Annotated in this window: 19 protein-coding genes; 11 read left to right on the forward strand and 8 right to left on the reverse strand. The window is 68.9% G+C overall.

Annotated elements, in window-relative coordinates:
• Positions 1–49: 49 nt before the first annotated feature.
• Together GGR12_RS11800 and GGR12_RS11805 are read left to right on the forward strand one after the other, a co-directional pair.
• Positions 50–610, forward strand: a complete 561-nt coding sequence (locus GGR12_RS11800; protein WP_183204583.1) for a superoxide dismutase family protein — start codon at positions 50–52, stop codon at positions 608–610.
• Positions 611–655: 45 nt separating this feature from the next.
• On the forward strand, positions 656–1,699 hold the full coding sequence (locus tag GGR12_RS11805) for a 2OG-Fe(II) oxygenase (protein ID WP_183204584.1): 1,044 nt from the start codon (positions 656–658) through the stop codon (positions 1,697–1,699).
• 3 nt (positions 1,700–1,702) lie between these two features.
• Here GGR12_RS11805 and GGR12_RS11810 read toward each other — a convergent pair whose 3' ends face one another.
• A complete protein-coding gene (locus GGR12_RS11810) occupies positions 1,703–3,553 on the reverse strand; it encodes an ABC transporter transmembrane domain-containing protein (protein ID WP_183204585.1) in 1,851 nt (616 codons plus the stop codon).
• A gap of 134 nt (positions 3,554–3,687) precedes the next feature.
• Between GGR12_RS11810 and rpmE the strand changes: the two genes are divergently transcribed.
• Together rpmE and GGR12_RS11820 are read left to right on the forward strand one after the other, a co-directional pair.
• Entirely contained in the window at positions 3,688–3,912 is a 225-nt protein-coding gene (rpmE, locus tag GGR12_RS11815; protein WP_183204586.1) for a 50S ribosomal protein L31, read from the forward strand.
• Positions 3,913–4,088: 176 nt separating this feature from the next.
• Complete coding sequence (locus GGR12_RS11820) at positions 4,089–5,648, forward strand: L,D-transpeptidase family protein (RefSeq protein WP_183204587.1); 1,560 nt, start codon at positions 4,089–4,091, stop codon at positions 5,646–5,648.
• A 157-nt stretch (positions 5,649–5,805) separates the two neighbouring features.
• Here GGR12_RS11820 and rcdA read toward each other — a convergent pair whose 3' ends face one another.
• Both rcdA and GGR12_RS11830 read right to left on the reverse strand, forming a co-directional pair.
• Positions 5,806–6,321, reverse strand: a complete 516-nt coding sequence (gene rcdA / locus GGR12_RS11825) for a protease adaptor protein RcdA (RefSeq protein WP_246328860.1) — start codon at positions 6,319–6,321, stop codon at positions 5,806–5,808.
• A gap of 111 nt (positions 6,322–6,432) precedes the next feature.
• Positions 6,433–6,636, reverse strand: coding sequence for a DUF1192 domain-containing protein (locus GGR12_RS11830; protein ID WP_183204589.1), 204 nt, complete (start codon positions 6,634–6,636; stop codon positions 6,433–6,435).
• Positions 6,637–6,720: 84 nt separating this feature from the next.
• Here GGR12_RS11830 and GGR12_RS11835 point away from each other — a divergent pair, with 84 nt between their 5' ends.
• Positions 6,721–7,692, forward strand: a complete 972-nt coding sequence (locus tag GGR12_RS11835; protein ID WP_183204590.1) for an NAD(P)H-quinone oxidoreductase — start codon at positions 6,721–6,723, stop codon at positions 7,690–7,692.
• Here the strand turns inward: GGR12_RS11835 and GGR12_RS11840 are convergent.
• Entirely contained in the window at positions 7,689–8,042 is a 354-nt protein-coding gene (locus GGR12_RS11840; RefSeq protein ID WP_183204591.1) for a DUF1428 domain-containing protein, read from the reverse strand. The two genes, GGR12_RS11835 and GGR12_RS11840, sit on opposite strands and share 4 nt — an antisense overlap.
• Before the next feature lie 67 nt (positions 8,043–8,109).
• On the reverse strand, positions 8,110–8,706 hold the full coding sequence (locus GGR12_RS16735; RefSeq protein WP_183204592.1) for a beta/gamma crystallin-related protein: 597 nt from the start codon (positions 8,704–8,706) through the stop codon (positions 8,110–8,112).
• Between the two features lie 226 nt (positions 8,707–8,932).
• Here GGR12_RS16735 and GGR12_RS11850 point away from each other — a divergent pair, with 226 nt between their 5' ends.
• Positions 8,933–9,604: a DUF1013 domain-containing protein gene (locus GGR12_RS11850; RefSeq protein WP_183204593.1), complete on the forward strand. Its 672-nt coding sequence runs from the start codon at positions 8,933–8,935 to the stop codon at positions 9,602–9,604.
• A 75-nt stretch (positions 9,605–9,679) separates the two neighbouring features.
• Here GGR12_RS11850 and GGR12_RS11855 read toward each other — a convergent pair whose 3' ends face one another.
• The gene (locus GGR12_RS11855; RefSeq protein WP_183204594.1) at positions 9,680–9,853 is read right to left on the reverse strand and encodes a YdcH family protein; all 174 of its coding nucleotides are present in this window, start codon (positions 9,851–9,853) and stop codon (positions 9,680–9,682) included.
• Between the two features lie 127 nt (positions 9,854–9,980).
• Between GGR12_RS11855 and GGR12_RS11860 the strand changes: the two genes are divergently transcribed.
• From GGR12_RS11860 to GGR12_RS11870, 3 genes are all read left to right on the forward strand, one after another.
• Positions 9,981–10,583 (forward strand): UbiX family flavin prenyltransferase, encoded by a 603-nt coding sequence (locus GGR12_RS11860; protein WP_183204914.1) that lies wholly within the window; start codon positions 9,981–9,983, stop codon positions 10,581–10,583.
• Positions 10,580–11,044, forward strand: a complete 465-nt coding sequence (locus GGR12_RS11865; protein ID WP_183204595.1) for a TIGR02444 family protein — start codon at positions 10,580–10,582, stop codon at positions 11,042–11,044. Before GGR12_RS11860 ends, GGR12_RS11865 begins: the two co-directional genes overlap by 4 nt.
• Before the next feature lie 152 nt (positions 11,045–11,196).
• Entirely contained in the window at positions 11,197–11,421 is a 225-nt protein-coding gene (locus tag GGR12_RS11870; RefSeq protein ID WP_183204596.1) for a YdcH family protein, read from the forward strand.
• On the opposite strand, the gene GGR12_RS11875 is transcribed toward GGR12_RS11870, so the two are convergent.
• Together GGR12_RS11875 and GGR12_RS11880 are read right to left on the reverse strand one after the other, a co-directional pair.
• Positions 11,418–11,729: a hypothetical protein gene (locus GGR12_RS11875; protein ID WP_183204597.1), complete on the reverse strand. Its 312-nt coding sequence runs from the start codon at positions 11,727–11,729 to the stop codon at positions 11,418–11,420. The two genes, GGR12_RS11870 and GGR12_RS11875, sit on opposite strands and share 4 nt — an antisense overlap.
• On the reverse strand, positions 11,729–12,292 hold the full coding sequence (locus GGR12_RS11880) for a diguanylate cyclase (protein ID WP_183204598.1): 564 nt from the start codon (positions 12,290–12,292) through the stop codon (positions 11,729–11,731). Before GGR12_RS11880 ends, GGR12_RS11875 begins: the two co-directional genes overlap by 1 nt.
• A gap of 126 nt (positions 12,293–12,418) precedes the next feature.
• Between GGR12_RS11880 and purE the strand changes: the two genes are divergently transcribed.
• Positions 12,419–12,910, forward strand: a complete 492-nt coding sequence (gene purE, locus GGR12_RS11885) for a 5-(carboxyamino)imidazole ribonucleotide mutase (protein ID WP_183204599.1) — start codon at positions 12,419–12,421, stop codon at positions 12,908–12,910.
• Positions 12,911–13,990 (forward strand): 5-(carboxyamino)imidazole ribonucleotide synthase, encoded by a 1,080-nt coding sequence (locus tag GGR12_RS11890; RefSeq protein ID WP_183204600.1) that lies wholly within the window; start codon positions 12,911–12,913, stop codon positions 13,988–13,990.
• The last annotated feature ends 127 nt before the right edge of the window (positions 13,991–14,117 follow it).

Below are 14,117 nucleotides of genomic sequence, written 5' to 3' on the forward strand. Positions count from 1 at the left end.
CAAAGCGAAGCCATGCACTCCCGTCGGTTTCAGACAGGGAGTTATGACCATGCGCATCCGCCTCCTCGCCGCCTGCCTGATCGCGCCGCTCGCGGCGGCCGCCGGAGCCGTCGCGGCCCAGACCGCGCCCCCCGCCGCCCCGCCTCCGGCGCCCGTCGCCCGCACCGAACTTCACACGGCGGAGGGCACGGATTTCGGGACCGTGACGGCCTTCAGCGGGCCGCAGGGCATGCTGTTCCGCATCGAGGGCCGCAACTGGCCGGCCGGCTGGCACAGCGTCCATCTGCACACGGTCGGCAAATGCGAGGGCCCGGGCTTCACCAGCGCCGGCGGCCACCTGAACCACGAGCACGCCAGCCCGCACGGCCTGCTGAACTTCAGCGGCGGCCCGGACATGGGCGACCTGCAGAACGTCTGGGCCGCCGCCGACGGGACCGCCAACGCCGAGGTCTATCTGGCCCACGCCGCCACCGAGGGCGTCGCGGTGGACCTGCTGGCCGGCGACGGCGTCACCTTCATGGTCCACGCGGCCGGCGACGACCACGTCAGCCAGCCCATCGGCGGGGCCGGTCCGCGCATCGCCTGCGGGGTCTTCGAAGCCCCGAACTGACCGCCGGACTTGAATTCCGGCCGCGGTGGCGCGCATCGTAGCCGCATGGTTCTGTTATTCGGCGATCCGGCCCCGACCTTCTCCATCGAGGGCGTCAGCAATCCCCGGTACGTGTTCGACACGGCCGCCGGACGCTATCTGGTGCTCGCCTTCGTTCCGGCCGGGCCTGAAGTCGCCCGCGCGGTCGAGACCCTCAGCCGGCAGCGCGACGCCTTCAACGACAAGCACGCCTGCGCCTTCATCGTCATCGTCGGCAAGGACAAGCAGCGCAAGAAGCGCGCCGACCTGCTGCCGGGCATCCGCTTCCTGTTCGACCAGGACGGTTCGGTCGCCACCCTGTTCGGCGTCCAGGAGAGCGGCTGGTTCCTGATCGACCCCGCGCTGCACGTCATGACCTCCGTCGGCCCTGACAAGGCCGCGACCCTGGTCGACCGGATCCCTTCCCTGCCGCCGCCCAACCGGCACGGCGGCCCGGAGGGCATCGCTCCGGTGCTGGTCACGCCGCGCATCTTCGAACAGTCGTTCTGCGATCATCTGATCGCCCTGTATCGCGAGACCGGCGGCGAACCCTCCGGCTTCATGCGCGAGGTTGACGGCGTCACCAAGCTGATGATGAACGACCAGCACAAGCGCCGTTCGGACGTGCTCGTCGAGGACGAAACGCTCCAGAAGCAGGTCGTCGCCCGCCTGACCCGCCGTCTCGTCCCGCAGATCGAAAAGGCGTTCAACTTCAAGCCGACGCGTATCGAACGCTATCTCGTCGCCCGCTACGACGCCGAGACCGGCGGCTTCTTCCGCCCGCACCGCGATAACACCACCAAGGGCACGGCCCATCGCCGGTTCGCGGTCTCGATCAATCTGAATTCGGACTACGACGGCGGCGACCTGCGCTTCCCCGAGTTCGGCGACCGCACCTATCGCCCGCCCCCCGGCGGCGCCTGCGTCTTCTCCTGCTCGGTCCTGCACGAGGCCACCGCCGTCACCCGAGGCGAACGCTTCGCCTTCCTGCCGTTCCTCTACGACGAGGACGCTGCGAAGGTCCGTGAGGAGAACCTGCAGTTCCTCGATCCGGCGCTCCTGGAGCGCTAGCGGCTAGTCCGCGCGGAACTGCAACTCCGCCAGACGCGCATACAGACCGCCCAGCGCCATCAGCGCGTGGTGGGTGCCCTCCTCGGCCACCTTGCCGTCTTCCATCACCACGATCCGGTCGGCCCGCAGAACGGTCGCCAGACGGTGGGCGATGACCAGGGTCGTCCGCGTCTCCATGGCCGGATCGAGGGCCGCCTGCACCAGACGCTCGTTCTCGGCGTCGAGGGCGGACGTCGCCTCGTCCAGCAGCAGGATCGGGGCCTCACGCACCAGGGCGCGGGCGATCGCCAGACGCTGACGCTGGCCGCCTGACAGGCTCTTGCCGCGCTCGCCCAGCGGCGTGTCGAACTGTTCCGGCAGCGCCTCGATGAAGCCCAACGCCTGGGCCTCGTCGGCGGCGGCGCGCACTTCGTCCTCGCTCGCGCTTTCGCGGCCGAAGCGGATGTTTTCGCTGGCGGAACCGGAGAACAACGGGGCCTCCTGCGACACCCAGGCGAACCGGGCGCGCACATCCACCGGATCGGCCTCTCGCACGTCCACGCCGTCGACCGACACCATGCCGGACTGTGGGTCGTAGAAGCGCAGCAGCAGGCGGAACACCGTCGACTTGCCCGCGCCCGACGGCCCGACCAGCGCCACGGTCTCGCCCGGTCGCACAGTCAGCGAAAAGCCCTTCAGCGCCGGCAGGTCGGGACGGCCGGGATAGGCGAACTGCACCGCCGACATCGACACCTCGCCGATCGGCGGCGACGGCAGGGCTCGCGGCGTCGCCGGAGCGGCGATGGCGGGCTCGCTGCGCATCAGTTCGTCGATCCGCTCCATGGCGCCGGCGGCCTTCTGGACGTCGCCCCAGCTCTCGCCCAGTGCGCCCACGGCCCCCGCGGCGAACACCGACAGCAGCACGAACTGCAGCAGCGCGCCGGGGCTCATCCGGCCCGCGATCACGTCCTGGGCGCCCAGCCACAGGACCAGGGTCACGCCGCCGAACATCACCACGATGATCATGGCCGTCATCAGCGCGCGCGCCCGCATCCGCACCAGCGAGGACTCGAACGCCGACTCGACCGCCTCGCCGAAGCGCGTCACCGCGCTCCGCACGCGACCGAAGGCCTGCACCGTCTCGATCGCGTCCACGCTCTCGCCGGCGAAGCCGACGGCGTTGGCGAACTTGTCCTGGGTCGTCACGGTCAGCTTCCGCACCGTCCGCCCGAACAGGAAGATCGGCCCCAGCAGCAGCGGCACCACCAGCAGCACGAGCGCCGTCAGCTTGGGACTGACTACGAACAGCAGGATCACCCCGCCCACGAGCGTCAGGAAATTGCGCAGCGCGAACGACACCGAGGTCGTCATCAGCGTCTCGATCAGGGCGATGTCCGTCGTCAGGCGCGACAGCACCTCGCCGGTCCGCATCTTGGCGTAGAAGGCCGGGTCCAGCGTCAGGATGCGGTCGAACAGCCCCTTCCGCAGGTCCGCGACCACCCGTTCGCCGGTCTTGGTGACGTAGAAATACCGGACCGCCGTGGCCACGCCCAGGAACACAGCGTTCAGACCGAGCAGCATGAACCACAGGTTCAGTCGCTGCCCGCCGCCCTCGAACCCGTGATCGATCGCGCCCCGCGCGGCCGCCGTCAGGCTCAACGACGTCGCCGTCGACACGATCAGCCAGAAGCCCGCCAGCGCCAGATGCCCCTTGTGACGCAGCGCATAGGGGATCAGCCGGGCCAGCGGACGAATGTCGCGACGCTTCTCGCGGCGACCGCCCGCCTCGGCCATCTGTTCGGCCATGAGCGCACCCGCTCCGGGGCGACCGCGGAGGTCGGCGGCGTCGGCGGCGGGGGCGGTCATGTCAGTCATATCCGCGCCTCTTGCCCCGGAACGGCCCCCGGTGTAAACGCCGCCGCTCATTCCCGCCGGAGTCCTTCGGCGGGTTTCTCATTTACGTGCAAGGACGGTCGGCATCGTCCCCGCACAGAGACCGGATCACGACCATGAAGACCGATACGCACCCCGACTACCACTTCATCACCGTCGTGATGACCGATGGCAGCTCGTACCAGACCCGTTCGACCTACGGGAAAGAGGGCGCGACCCTGAACCTGGACATCGATCCGTCGACGCACCCGGCCTGGACCGGCGGCAACCAGCAGATGCTGGACCGCGGCGGCCGCGTTTCGCGCTTCAACAACAAGTTCGCCGGCTTCATCAAGAAGTAAGGCCGTTAACGGTCTGGCTTTCGGGCCACACCGCAACAGCAAGACGTACGGAAGGCGTCGGTCCACGGGACCGGCGCCTTTCTGTTTTTCCGGAACGCCGATAATGTCGATCGCGTTGGGCTTTCGGGGCGTGGGCGTAATGTCCGTGCAGCGACCGACGGACGAGAGCGAGCGAGATGAATCGACGGCAACTGGGTCTTGGCGCAGCGGTTTCAGCGCTGGCGTCGTCGTTTGGCGCGGGTGCGCTGGCGCAGACCCGCGATCCCAACGCCGTGGCCTTCTACGACAGCTTCAACGACCAGCTGGCCCTGCTGCCCGCCAACCAGCAGCCTGACGTCCGCGCCTTCTACGAACTGAACGGCTGGCGTCCGGTCTGGACGCCCGACCGTCTGCGCTCCCTTCAGGCCGCCGCCGGCCGCGCCGAGCGTCACGGCCTCGCCACCGGCGACTATTTCGACTTCGACGCCCTCGGCCGCGACCGTACCGGCGGCGAGATGCGCACCACTGCCGCCGCCCTCGACTACGCCCGCGTGCTGGCCCAGGGCCGCGTCCGCCCGGAGGACGTCGAAGATCTCTGGGAAATGCAGAAGAACGTGGTCGACCTGCCGGTCGGCCTCAACGACGCCCTCGCCCAGAACCGCCTGCTGGACTGGTTCGAAGGCCTGGCTCCCACCGATATCGGCTATTCCAACCTGTCGGCCGGCTACGTCCGCTATCGTCGCCTGATCCGTGACGGCGGCGGCTGGCCCGCGTTCCGCGTCGGCGAGGCCATCGAACCGGGCGCCAGCGACCCGCGCATCCCCGTCATTGTTCAGCGCCTGGTCGCCGAAGGCGATCTATCGGCCGCGGACGGCGCCCGCATCACCGCCCAGGGCAACGTCTACGGCCCCGACCTCCAGGCCGGCATGCGCAGCTTCCAGACCCGTCACGGCCTCGTCTCGGACGGCCGCATCGGCACCGGCAGCCAGCGCTCGCTGTCCGCCTCGGCCGAGGATCGGGCCCGCCAGATCGCCCTGAACCTCGAACGCCGCCGCTGGCTGAAGCGCGAGGTCAATCCCGAGCGGATCGAGGTCAACACCGCCGCCGCCATCATGGTCTACTGGAAGGACGGTCGCCCGGTTCACTCGAACCGCGTCGTCTGCGGCTCGCCGACCAACCAGACGCCCAGCCTCGAAAAGCCGTTCGCCTCGGTCGTCGCCAATCCGCCGTGGTACGTGCCCGCCTCGATTGCCCGCAACGAGATCCTGCCCAAGGGTCCGGGCTATCTGGCCAGCCAGAACATGTACATTTCGAACGGCACGGTCATCCAGCGCGCCGGTCCGACCGCCGCCCTCGGCTATGTGAAGTTCGAGCTGCGCGACAGCTACGCCATCTTCCTGCATGACACTCCGTCCAAGGCCGCCTTCAACCTGGCCATGCGCCAGCGCAGCCACGGCTGCGTGCGGGTCCAGAACGCGGTCGATTTCGCCCGCCTGCTGCTCTCGCCCGATCCGATGCTGCTGTCCGAGTTCGACACCGCCCAGGACACGCGCGAGACCAAGCGCATCCAGACGGGCCGCGAGATCGGCGTCCGCCTGCTGTACTGGACCGCCTTCGTCGACGGTCAGGGTCGCGTCGCCTTCCGCGAGGACGTCTACGAGCGCGACCACAAGCTGGCCGAGGCCCTCGGCATCGGCGTCAGCCTGCCCAAGCCGGTCGACGACGGCCGCAACGTCGCGAACGACGTCGGGCCGTAGGGGCTACGCCCTCCTCCGCTCATCCCCGCGAAGGCGGGGACCCAGTGCTTTGGATGATCGGTGTAGACCGGTCTCGCTCAGCCCGATGTCCTGAAGCGCCGGCGCTTCCCCGACAGAACTGGGTCCCCGCCTTCGCGGGGATGAGCGGTTTGGGGTGTCACTGCCGGAACGCGGCCGCCAGACGATCCATCTGGCTCTGCACCGGGTTGACCGCCTCTTCCTCGGGCTCGTCCAGGTACATGCGGTGGTCCAGGTGCAGGACGCGGTCGTACAGCTTCTCGGCCCGGACCATGTATTCCACCAGGGCGATCGGCAGTTCGGGGTGGGTCGGTTCGACCTCGATCTTGCGATCGGCCAGGCGATAGCGGGGCTCGCAGGCCGAAACCGCGGTCATGTCGCCTTCCCGTACAGCGCGCTGCACCAGCAGCCACGAGGCGATCTGCATCAGCCTGGTCGTCAGCTTCATGCTCTCGCCGGCGTAGGCCAGGGCGGCGGCGCGCGACAGGAGCTTGGATTCCCGGCGGCCGTCGCCGTCCAGATAGGACGCCGTGTCCTCGACCAGCTCCATCCCTTCGCGGAAGGTGCGATCAAACAGCTCCGAGCGCGCGAAATCATCCACCACAACCGCGCGGCTGCGTCCCGAAGGCATAAGGAGGGTGTCGTCGGTGGACATGAACTCAGCCAAACTCATCGATTACGAGCATCCGTATCACGGCCGGCGCGGATGCGCGCGGCCTCACCGCCAACTGCAACGCCTGTGCCACTGGCGTGTCAGGGGATAAGTTCAGGATCGGAAATTAAACAACGCGTCCGCGGCGTTACGTTGCGAGGACTTGCCCTCGATCGCCGCCTTCGACCGCTCGATTTCCGCCTCCAGGGACGCGATGCGTTCCTTCAGATCCTCGACCGAGTAACCGTCCAGATCCTCCCGCGTCACTGCAATCAGGGACGCTCCGCGCGCTGGACGCGGCTCCAGATCCTCGAACATCACCGCCTCCTTCGTGGCCATCGGGGACGCAACCCCCTATCTGAACGCCCGGTTACGGACGATTGCAAGAACAAGGGCTGTCGCATGCGGGTGATCGAGATTGCGGGCGGCAGCGGTCCGGCCGAGGCGCTGACTGTCTCGGAACGGCCCGATCCGGTCGCCGGACCCGGACAAATTCGCATCCGGATTCGCGCCGCGGGCGTGAACCGTCCCGATCTGCTGCAACGCCGCGGCCACTACCCTCCCCCGCCCGGCGCGCCCGACATCCTCGGCCTGGAAGTCGCCGGCGAGGTGGATCAGATCGGCCCCGGCGTCGACCGCTGGTCCGTCGGCGATCGCGTCTGCGCCCTTCTGGGCGGCGGCGGCTACGCCGATCATGCGGTCGTTGACGCCCGCCACGCCCTGCCGATTCCCGAAGGCCTCGACTTCGTCCAGGCCGCCGCCCTGCCGGAAACCGTCTGCACCGTCTTCGCCAATGTCTTCGAGGCCGGCGGGCTGAAGGCGGGCGAGACCTTGCTGATCCACGGCGCCACCAGCGGCATCGGCGTCACCGCCATCCAGATGGCGAAGGCCGCCGGCGCCCGCGTCGTCGCCACCTCGCGCGGCGCGGACAAGGCCGCCGCCGCCCGGGCGCTGGGCGCCGATCTCAGCCTCGACGCCCGCACCGACGATCTGGAGGCCGCCATCACGGCCTTCGGCGGCGTCGACGTCGTGCTGGACATGGTCGGAGCCGACTACGCCGCCCTCAACCAGGCCGTCCTCAAGCCGTTCGGCCGCTGGGTCGTCATCGCCACCCTCTCGGGCGCGAAGGCGGAGATCGATCTGATGCAGGTGATGCTGAAACGGATCGTCCTGACCGGCTCGACCCTGCGCGCCCGTCCCGCCGACGAAAAGGCCCGCCTGATCGCCGCCGTCCAAGCCGTCGCCTGGCCGTGGGTCGCTTCCGGCGCCCTGCGCCCGCCGGTCGAGGCGACCTTCCCGCTGGAACAGGCCGCCGCCGCCCACCTCCGGCTCGAGGCGGGCGATCACGTCGGCAAGATCGTGCTGACGGCCTAGAGCTCCAGCAGGGTGGTGAACCCGCCGTAGATCATCCGCTTCCCGTCGAACGGGGCGTCGCCCATGCCGCCGCTGATCCGCGGATCGGCCATGACCTTCTCGTTCACCTCATCCCGGTGTTCGCGCGAGTCATAGGTGATCCACGAAAAGACGACCGTCTCGTCCTCCTTCGCCTGCACGGCGCGCGGAAAGGACGTCAGCTCGCCATACGGCACGTCGTCGCCGACGCACTCGATGTAGGTCCTCGCGCCGTACTCCTTCCAGACCTCGCCGGCCTTGCGGGAGAACTCGCGATACTCGTCGACCCTGCCCCTGGGCACGGCGACCACGAAACCATCGACATAGGCCATGGGGAGGCTCCTTCATCGGTCAGTCCGTGAAGAAGCCTCCGACCTCCGGCCCGGTTCCCGATCGGGACTACCAGCCGCGGCTGCCGCGCACCGGCCGCATCGACGACACCCGGTCGTTGATCCCCCACGGACGCAGGTTGGTCACCTCGTCGTTGAAGACCCGGCACGAACCCCGGAAATAGGCGTCCGTGCAGACTTCCCAGCTGCCGCGGAAGCGCATCGAGCTGATCGTGTCGTTGAAGCCCGTGTTGGCCAGGTTCGCGACCTCGCCGTCGAAGCTCATCGACGCGCCCTGGAAGTTGGCGTCGCGGTAGACGACGATCGAGTTGCGCCCGCCGCCCCAGCCGCCGCCGTTGCCGCCGCCACCACCACCGCCGCCGCCGCTGTTCTCGACCTGGCCGCGGTACGGCCCGCACACCAGCACGCCGTCGTTGTTGCGAATCTCATGCTCGGTGCAGCGGTTCAGCTGGATCGAGGTGCCCTGCACCCGCCCCCGGCGCGTCTGACAGTCGGCGTAAAGCCGGCCGCGGTTGACGTATTCGCCGCTGCAGCTCTGGCGATAGTCGCCGCGCGGGGCGACCCGCTCCTGGCCACCGCCATAGGGCGCCGCTTCCTGGCCGCCGCCCGACATCACCGCCAGCGCCGCGAGGGTTTCGATAAACATGGGTTCCTCCTGAAGTCCGGTGTCACGCGCATTCGCGTTCTGGACCCCACTGTCACGCTTGCTGCATGAACCGCGGCTGTACGAGGTTGTCGGCTGTCGTTTTCTTTTCGGGCGAACAGGTCTATATCCCGATCATCAGCGCCCGGCCGAAAGGTCGGGCGCCGTCGTATCCGGAACCCGCCAGGCCCCGCGCCGGGGCGGGCCACAATAAGAAGCGAAGACGCCCATGACCGACATCCTGATGCCCAAGGCCACCGCGGTCTGGCTGGTCGACAACACGTCGCTGACGTTCGAGCAAATCGCCGCCTTCTGCGGCCTGCACCCGCTGGAAGTGCGCGGCATCGCCGACGGCGACGTCGCCCGCGACATCCGCGGCGTCGACCCCATCACCGGCGGTCAGCTGACCCGCGAGGAACTCGACAAGGCCCAGGAGAACTCAGCGTACTTCATGAAGGCCGTGGTCAGCCGCCACGCCGAACTGATGAAGGCCCACAAGCCGGCGCCGAAATACACGCCGGTGTCGCGTCGTCAGGACCGTCCGGACGCCATCGCCTGGTTCGTCCGCAACCACCCCGAAGTGACCGACGCCCAGATCTCCAAGCTGCTGGGCACGACCAAGGCCACCATCGAGAGCGTGCGCAGCCGCACCCACTGGAACTCGGCCAACATCAAGCCGGTCGATCCGGTGACGCTGGGTCTCGTCGGCCAGCTGGCCCTGGACGAACTGGTCCGCAAGGCCGCCGACAAGAAGGCCAAGGACGACGCCAGGAAGGGCGGCGCCACCCTGCAGGCCGTCGCTGCGCCGGAAGAGCCCGTCGAGCCGGAATTCGTTCCGGAAGAGCGCGAGCGCCGCGGCGCCGAGCCGACCGCCGCGTCGGTGTTCGGCACCAAGGAATAGGACTCGTCAGAGCCCGGATAAAAAAACGGCCCCGGAGAGCGATCTCCGGGGCCGTTGTCTGTTTCGGGAGGCGGACTAGTTCGTCCTGGCCTCCAGGCTGGTGATCTCTTCCTTCAACCGAAGCTTCTGTTGCTTGAGCTCCCTTACCCGAAGCGAGTCCGCTGCCGGGTGGGTCATCTCACGCTGGATGGTCTCATCCAGGCTCCGGTGACGGTTTCCCAGTTCGCGGATACGAGCTTCAATGGTCATGGCTTGCGCCTCCATGTCTAAGGGACCACTAGAGAGAGCGCCCGGCGGGACCGCCTGTGGAATCACTTTCCGGTGAGGCGGCGCCCCGTCTGACCCGCTCAGCCTGGAGCCCGATTTGGCCGAAGATGTGAACGGAGCCGTACCCGCCTTGCCTCGCCGCCTCGTGGTTGGAATTTCAGGCGCGTCCGGAGCGATTTACGGCGTACGGGCGCTGGATGCGCTGCGCGAACTGGGTGTCGAAAGTCACCTCGTCGTGACGCGCGCCGCCCTGCTGACCCTGTCCCAGGAGACCGATCTTTCGGCCGACGACCTGATGGGCCGCGCCGACGTGTCGCACCGCCTGAACGACGTCGGCGCCTCCATCGCCTCGGGGTCCTTCCGCACCATGGGCATGATCGTCGCGCCCTGCTCGGTCCGCACCATGGGCGAGATCGCCACCGGGGTGACCTCCACCCTCCTCACCCGCGCCGCCGACGTCATGCTGAAGGAGCGCCGGCCCCTGGTCCTGATGGTGCGCGAGACCCCGCTGCACCTCGGTCACCTGCGCACCATGACCGCCCTGGCCGAGATGGGCGCTGTCATCGCACCGCCCCTGCCCGCCTTCTATGCGAAGCCCGCCTCCATCGCCGAGATGGTCGACCAGTCCGTCGGCCGCGCGCTGGACGTCTTCGGCCTCGACTGGGCCGCGGTGAAGCGCTGGGACGGCCTCAAGGGTCCGGCAGGCGAATGAGCCTGTGGGACTGGTCGCTCAGGGCGTGGGAATCGAACGCCGTCCAGATCGCCTGCCTCGACCTGCAGGACGCCCAGGGCCAGAACATCCCGCTGCTGCTGTGGGCCGCCTGGGCCGCACAGACCGGCCGGGCGCCGGACGCCGACACGATCGAGGCCGCCTGCGACACCGCCCGCGTCTGGCAGGAGACGACCATCGCCCCGCTCAGGGCCATCCGCCGGTCGCTCAAGACCCGCACGCCCGACCTCGACGACGCGGCGCGCGAGGCTGTCCGGGCCCAGGTGAAGGCGGTCGAGCTTGAGGCGGAACGGCATCTTCTGACTGCGCTGGAAGCCCTGTCGCCTGCCCCCGGCGGCGCCGCGAAGCCTGTCCTGACCGTTCTCGTGGCCGTCTCGCGCGAGTGGTCCCCGATCACGCCGCGCGCCGCCCTGACCCTGCTCGCCGAGCGGCTTCCGGCCTAGACCATTCTTGCTTCAGGTCGGATCGACCTGAATCCAAAAAATGGTCCAGATTCAAACTGGAGCGAAATCTGGGCCTTGATGGACAGCGTCCATCAAGACCGATTTCGCTCTAGCCGGTCGCGCGCTATAAGCGGGCCGCTCCGGGGCCCGACATGAACGACGACGAACCGTTTCTCAGCGAGGAAGAACTCGCGCTGCATGCCCGCTTGAAGGAGCTGCAGCAGGAACACGCCGACCTGGACGCCTCCATCGAGGCCCTCGGCCTGATGCCGATTCCGGACCAGCTGATGATCGCGCGTCTCAAGAAGAAGAAGCTGACCCTGCGCGACGAGATCGTGAAGATCGAGGCCCGGATCCTGCCGGACATCATCGCCTAGTCGTCCAGCGGCGCCTGCACCGTCCACTGGGTCACCAGATCGGGATCGCGCACCAGTTCGCCTGTCGACTCCAGCGAATAGTCGCCCCTCGCCGCCGGCTGGAACGCCTCAAGATCAGGCGGCAGCCAGTAGCTTTCGCCGCCCCGGGCTCCCGACAGGTCCAGCTCGATGCCGTGTTCGCGATGGGCGGAGACGATCTGGCCGTAGAACTGCTCGCGCCGGTCGATCTCGCCTTCCTTGTTCAGGAAGGTCAGCCCCACCAGCACCACTGCGCCGACCCACTCGCTCTCGGCGCGGTCCCAGTCCATCAGCGGCCCTTCTTGCGGATCCACATCGCCGCGTCGGCCTCGGCCAGCCAGACCTCGGGGTCGGTATGGGCCGCGAACGCGCGTACGCCGAACGATCCGCCCAGCCCGGCAGCCGCGCCGTCCCACAGGAACGGATCGGCCTCCAGCGTCGCCGCCAGACGCCGGGCCTTCTCGCGCCCCTCGTCCAGACCGGCGTTCAGCATCAGCAGACCGAACTCGTCGCCGCCCAGCCGTCCGACGGCGTCCGACTCGCGCAGATTGGCGCGCAGCAACTCCGCCACGTGCACCAGGGCGGCGTCCCCGGCGGCATGACCCAGCCGGTCGTTGACGCCCTTGAACCCGTCCAGATCCAGATACAGCAGCACCGCCGGCGTGCCGTGACGCTGGCAGTAGGCCATCGCGCTCTTCATCGCGGCGACGAATCCGCGCCGGTTCAGGGCCGGCGTCAGCACGTCGTGATCGGCCGCCGCCTCCGCCGCCTCGGCGCGCGCGCGCAGGGCCTCAAGCTCGGCGCGCAGGCGCTCGATCTCGGCATAGGGGTCGATGACGGCCGCGTCGGTCACAGTAAGGAAGTCGCTCCCCGGCCGGCGACTCAGCGCGCCCGGCAATGCCCAAGCCTAACGCCGTCGGTTGCGGGCGCAACGCGAGTCCTGTATCGCGCCGCTTTCCGCGAAAGAGGCCGCAAGCAAATGGCGACCGATACCCCGCCGGTGGCGATCATCATGGGCAGTCGTTCCGACTGGCCGACGATGAAGCACGCGGCCGACGCCCTCGACCGTCTCGGCGTCGCCTGGGACGCCAGGGTCGTCAGCGCCCACCGCACGCCGAAGCGCCTGTTCGACTTCGCCACGGGCGCACGCGCCGCGGGCTACAAGATCATCATCGCCGGGGCCGGCGGCGCCGCCCACCTGCCGGGCATGGCCGCCTCCATGACCGAACTGCCCGTGCTGGGCGTGCCGGTGCAGTCGAAGGCGCTCAAGGGCCTCGATAGCCTGCTCTCCATCGTCCAGATGCCCGGCGGCGTGCCGGTGGCGACCCTGGCGGTCGGCGAGCCGGGCGCCAAGAACGCCGGCATCCTGGCCGCGCAAATCCTGGCCCTGTCCGATACGGTGCTGGCGGGACGGCTGACCGCCTTCCGCGAGGCCCAGACCGAGGCCGTCCACGAAAGCGTCGAGGACTGAGTGACCGCGTATCCCCTGCCCCCCGGTTCGACCATCGGCATCCTGGGCGGGGGTCAACTCGGCCGCATGCTCAGCCAGGCCGCCTCGCGGCTCGGCTTCAACGTCGTCATCCTCGACCCGGAAGAGAACAGCCCCGCCGGCCGGGTCTCCCAGGGTCAGATCGTCGCCGCCTATGACAATCCAACGGCGCTCGGCGTGCTGGGCCAGACCGCCCAGGCGGTGACCTTCGAGTTCGAGAACGTCCCCGCCTCCTCCGTCGCCCGACTGGCCGAGGGCGGCGCCGCCGTCGCGCCGGGCCCGCGCGCCCTGGCCGTCGCCCAGGACCGGGTCGAGGAGAAGAGCTTCCTCAACAGCGTCGGCGCCACCACCGTCGATTTCGCCCAGGTCGACAGCCTCGACGACCTGCTGGCCGCCCTCGACCGCCTCGGCGTCCCGGCCCTGCTCAAGACCCGCCGCGAAGGCTACGACGGCAAGGGCCAGGTCTGGGTCCGCTCCGCCGACATGGCCGCCGACGCCTGGAACGCCATCGGCGAACGCCCGGCCATCCTCGAGGCCAAGGCCGACTTCACCCGCGAGCTTTCCGTCATCGCCGCCCGCGGCCACGACAGCGGCATCGCCATCTATCCGCTGGGCGAGAACATCCACGCCGGCGGCGTGCTGAAGACCACCGTCGCCCCCGCGACCATCGATGCGAAGACCGAAGCGCGGGCGAAGGCCATCGCCACCGCCATTCTCGAAGGTCTCGACTACGTCGGCGTCCTCGGCGTCGAACTGTTCGACCACGGCGACGGGACCCTGCTGGTCAACGAGATCGCGCCGCGCGTCCACAACACCGGCCACTGGACCCAGGACGGCTGCGTCTGCGACCAGTTCGAACAGCACATCCGCGCCATCGCCGGCTGGCCGCTGGGCCCGACCGACGCCCACTTCCGTGTCGAGATGACCAATCTGCTGGGCGACGAGGTCGACCAGTGGAAGGCCCTCTCCGCCGAACCCGACGCCCGCCTCCACCTCTACGGCAAGGCCGAGGCCCGCGCCGGCCGCAAGATGGCGCATGTGAACAGGGTGAAGGGGCTCTAGCTCCCCCTGCTATCGTCATTCCGGGCGAAGCGCAGCGGAGACCCGGAACCCGGCGGCGCGCGAGAGCGCGAAACTGTCACGCACGCAGCTCGCTGATCCATCGCCTTCGCTGACGCTACGGCGCCGC

The sequence above is a fragment of the Brevundimonas lenta genome (genome assembly GCF_014196335.1).
Lineage (GTDB): Bacteria > Pseudomonadota > Alphaproteobacteria > Caulobacterales > Caulobacteraceae > Brevundimonas > Brevundimonas lenta.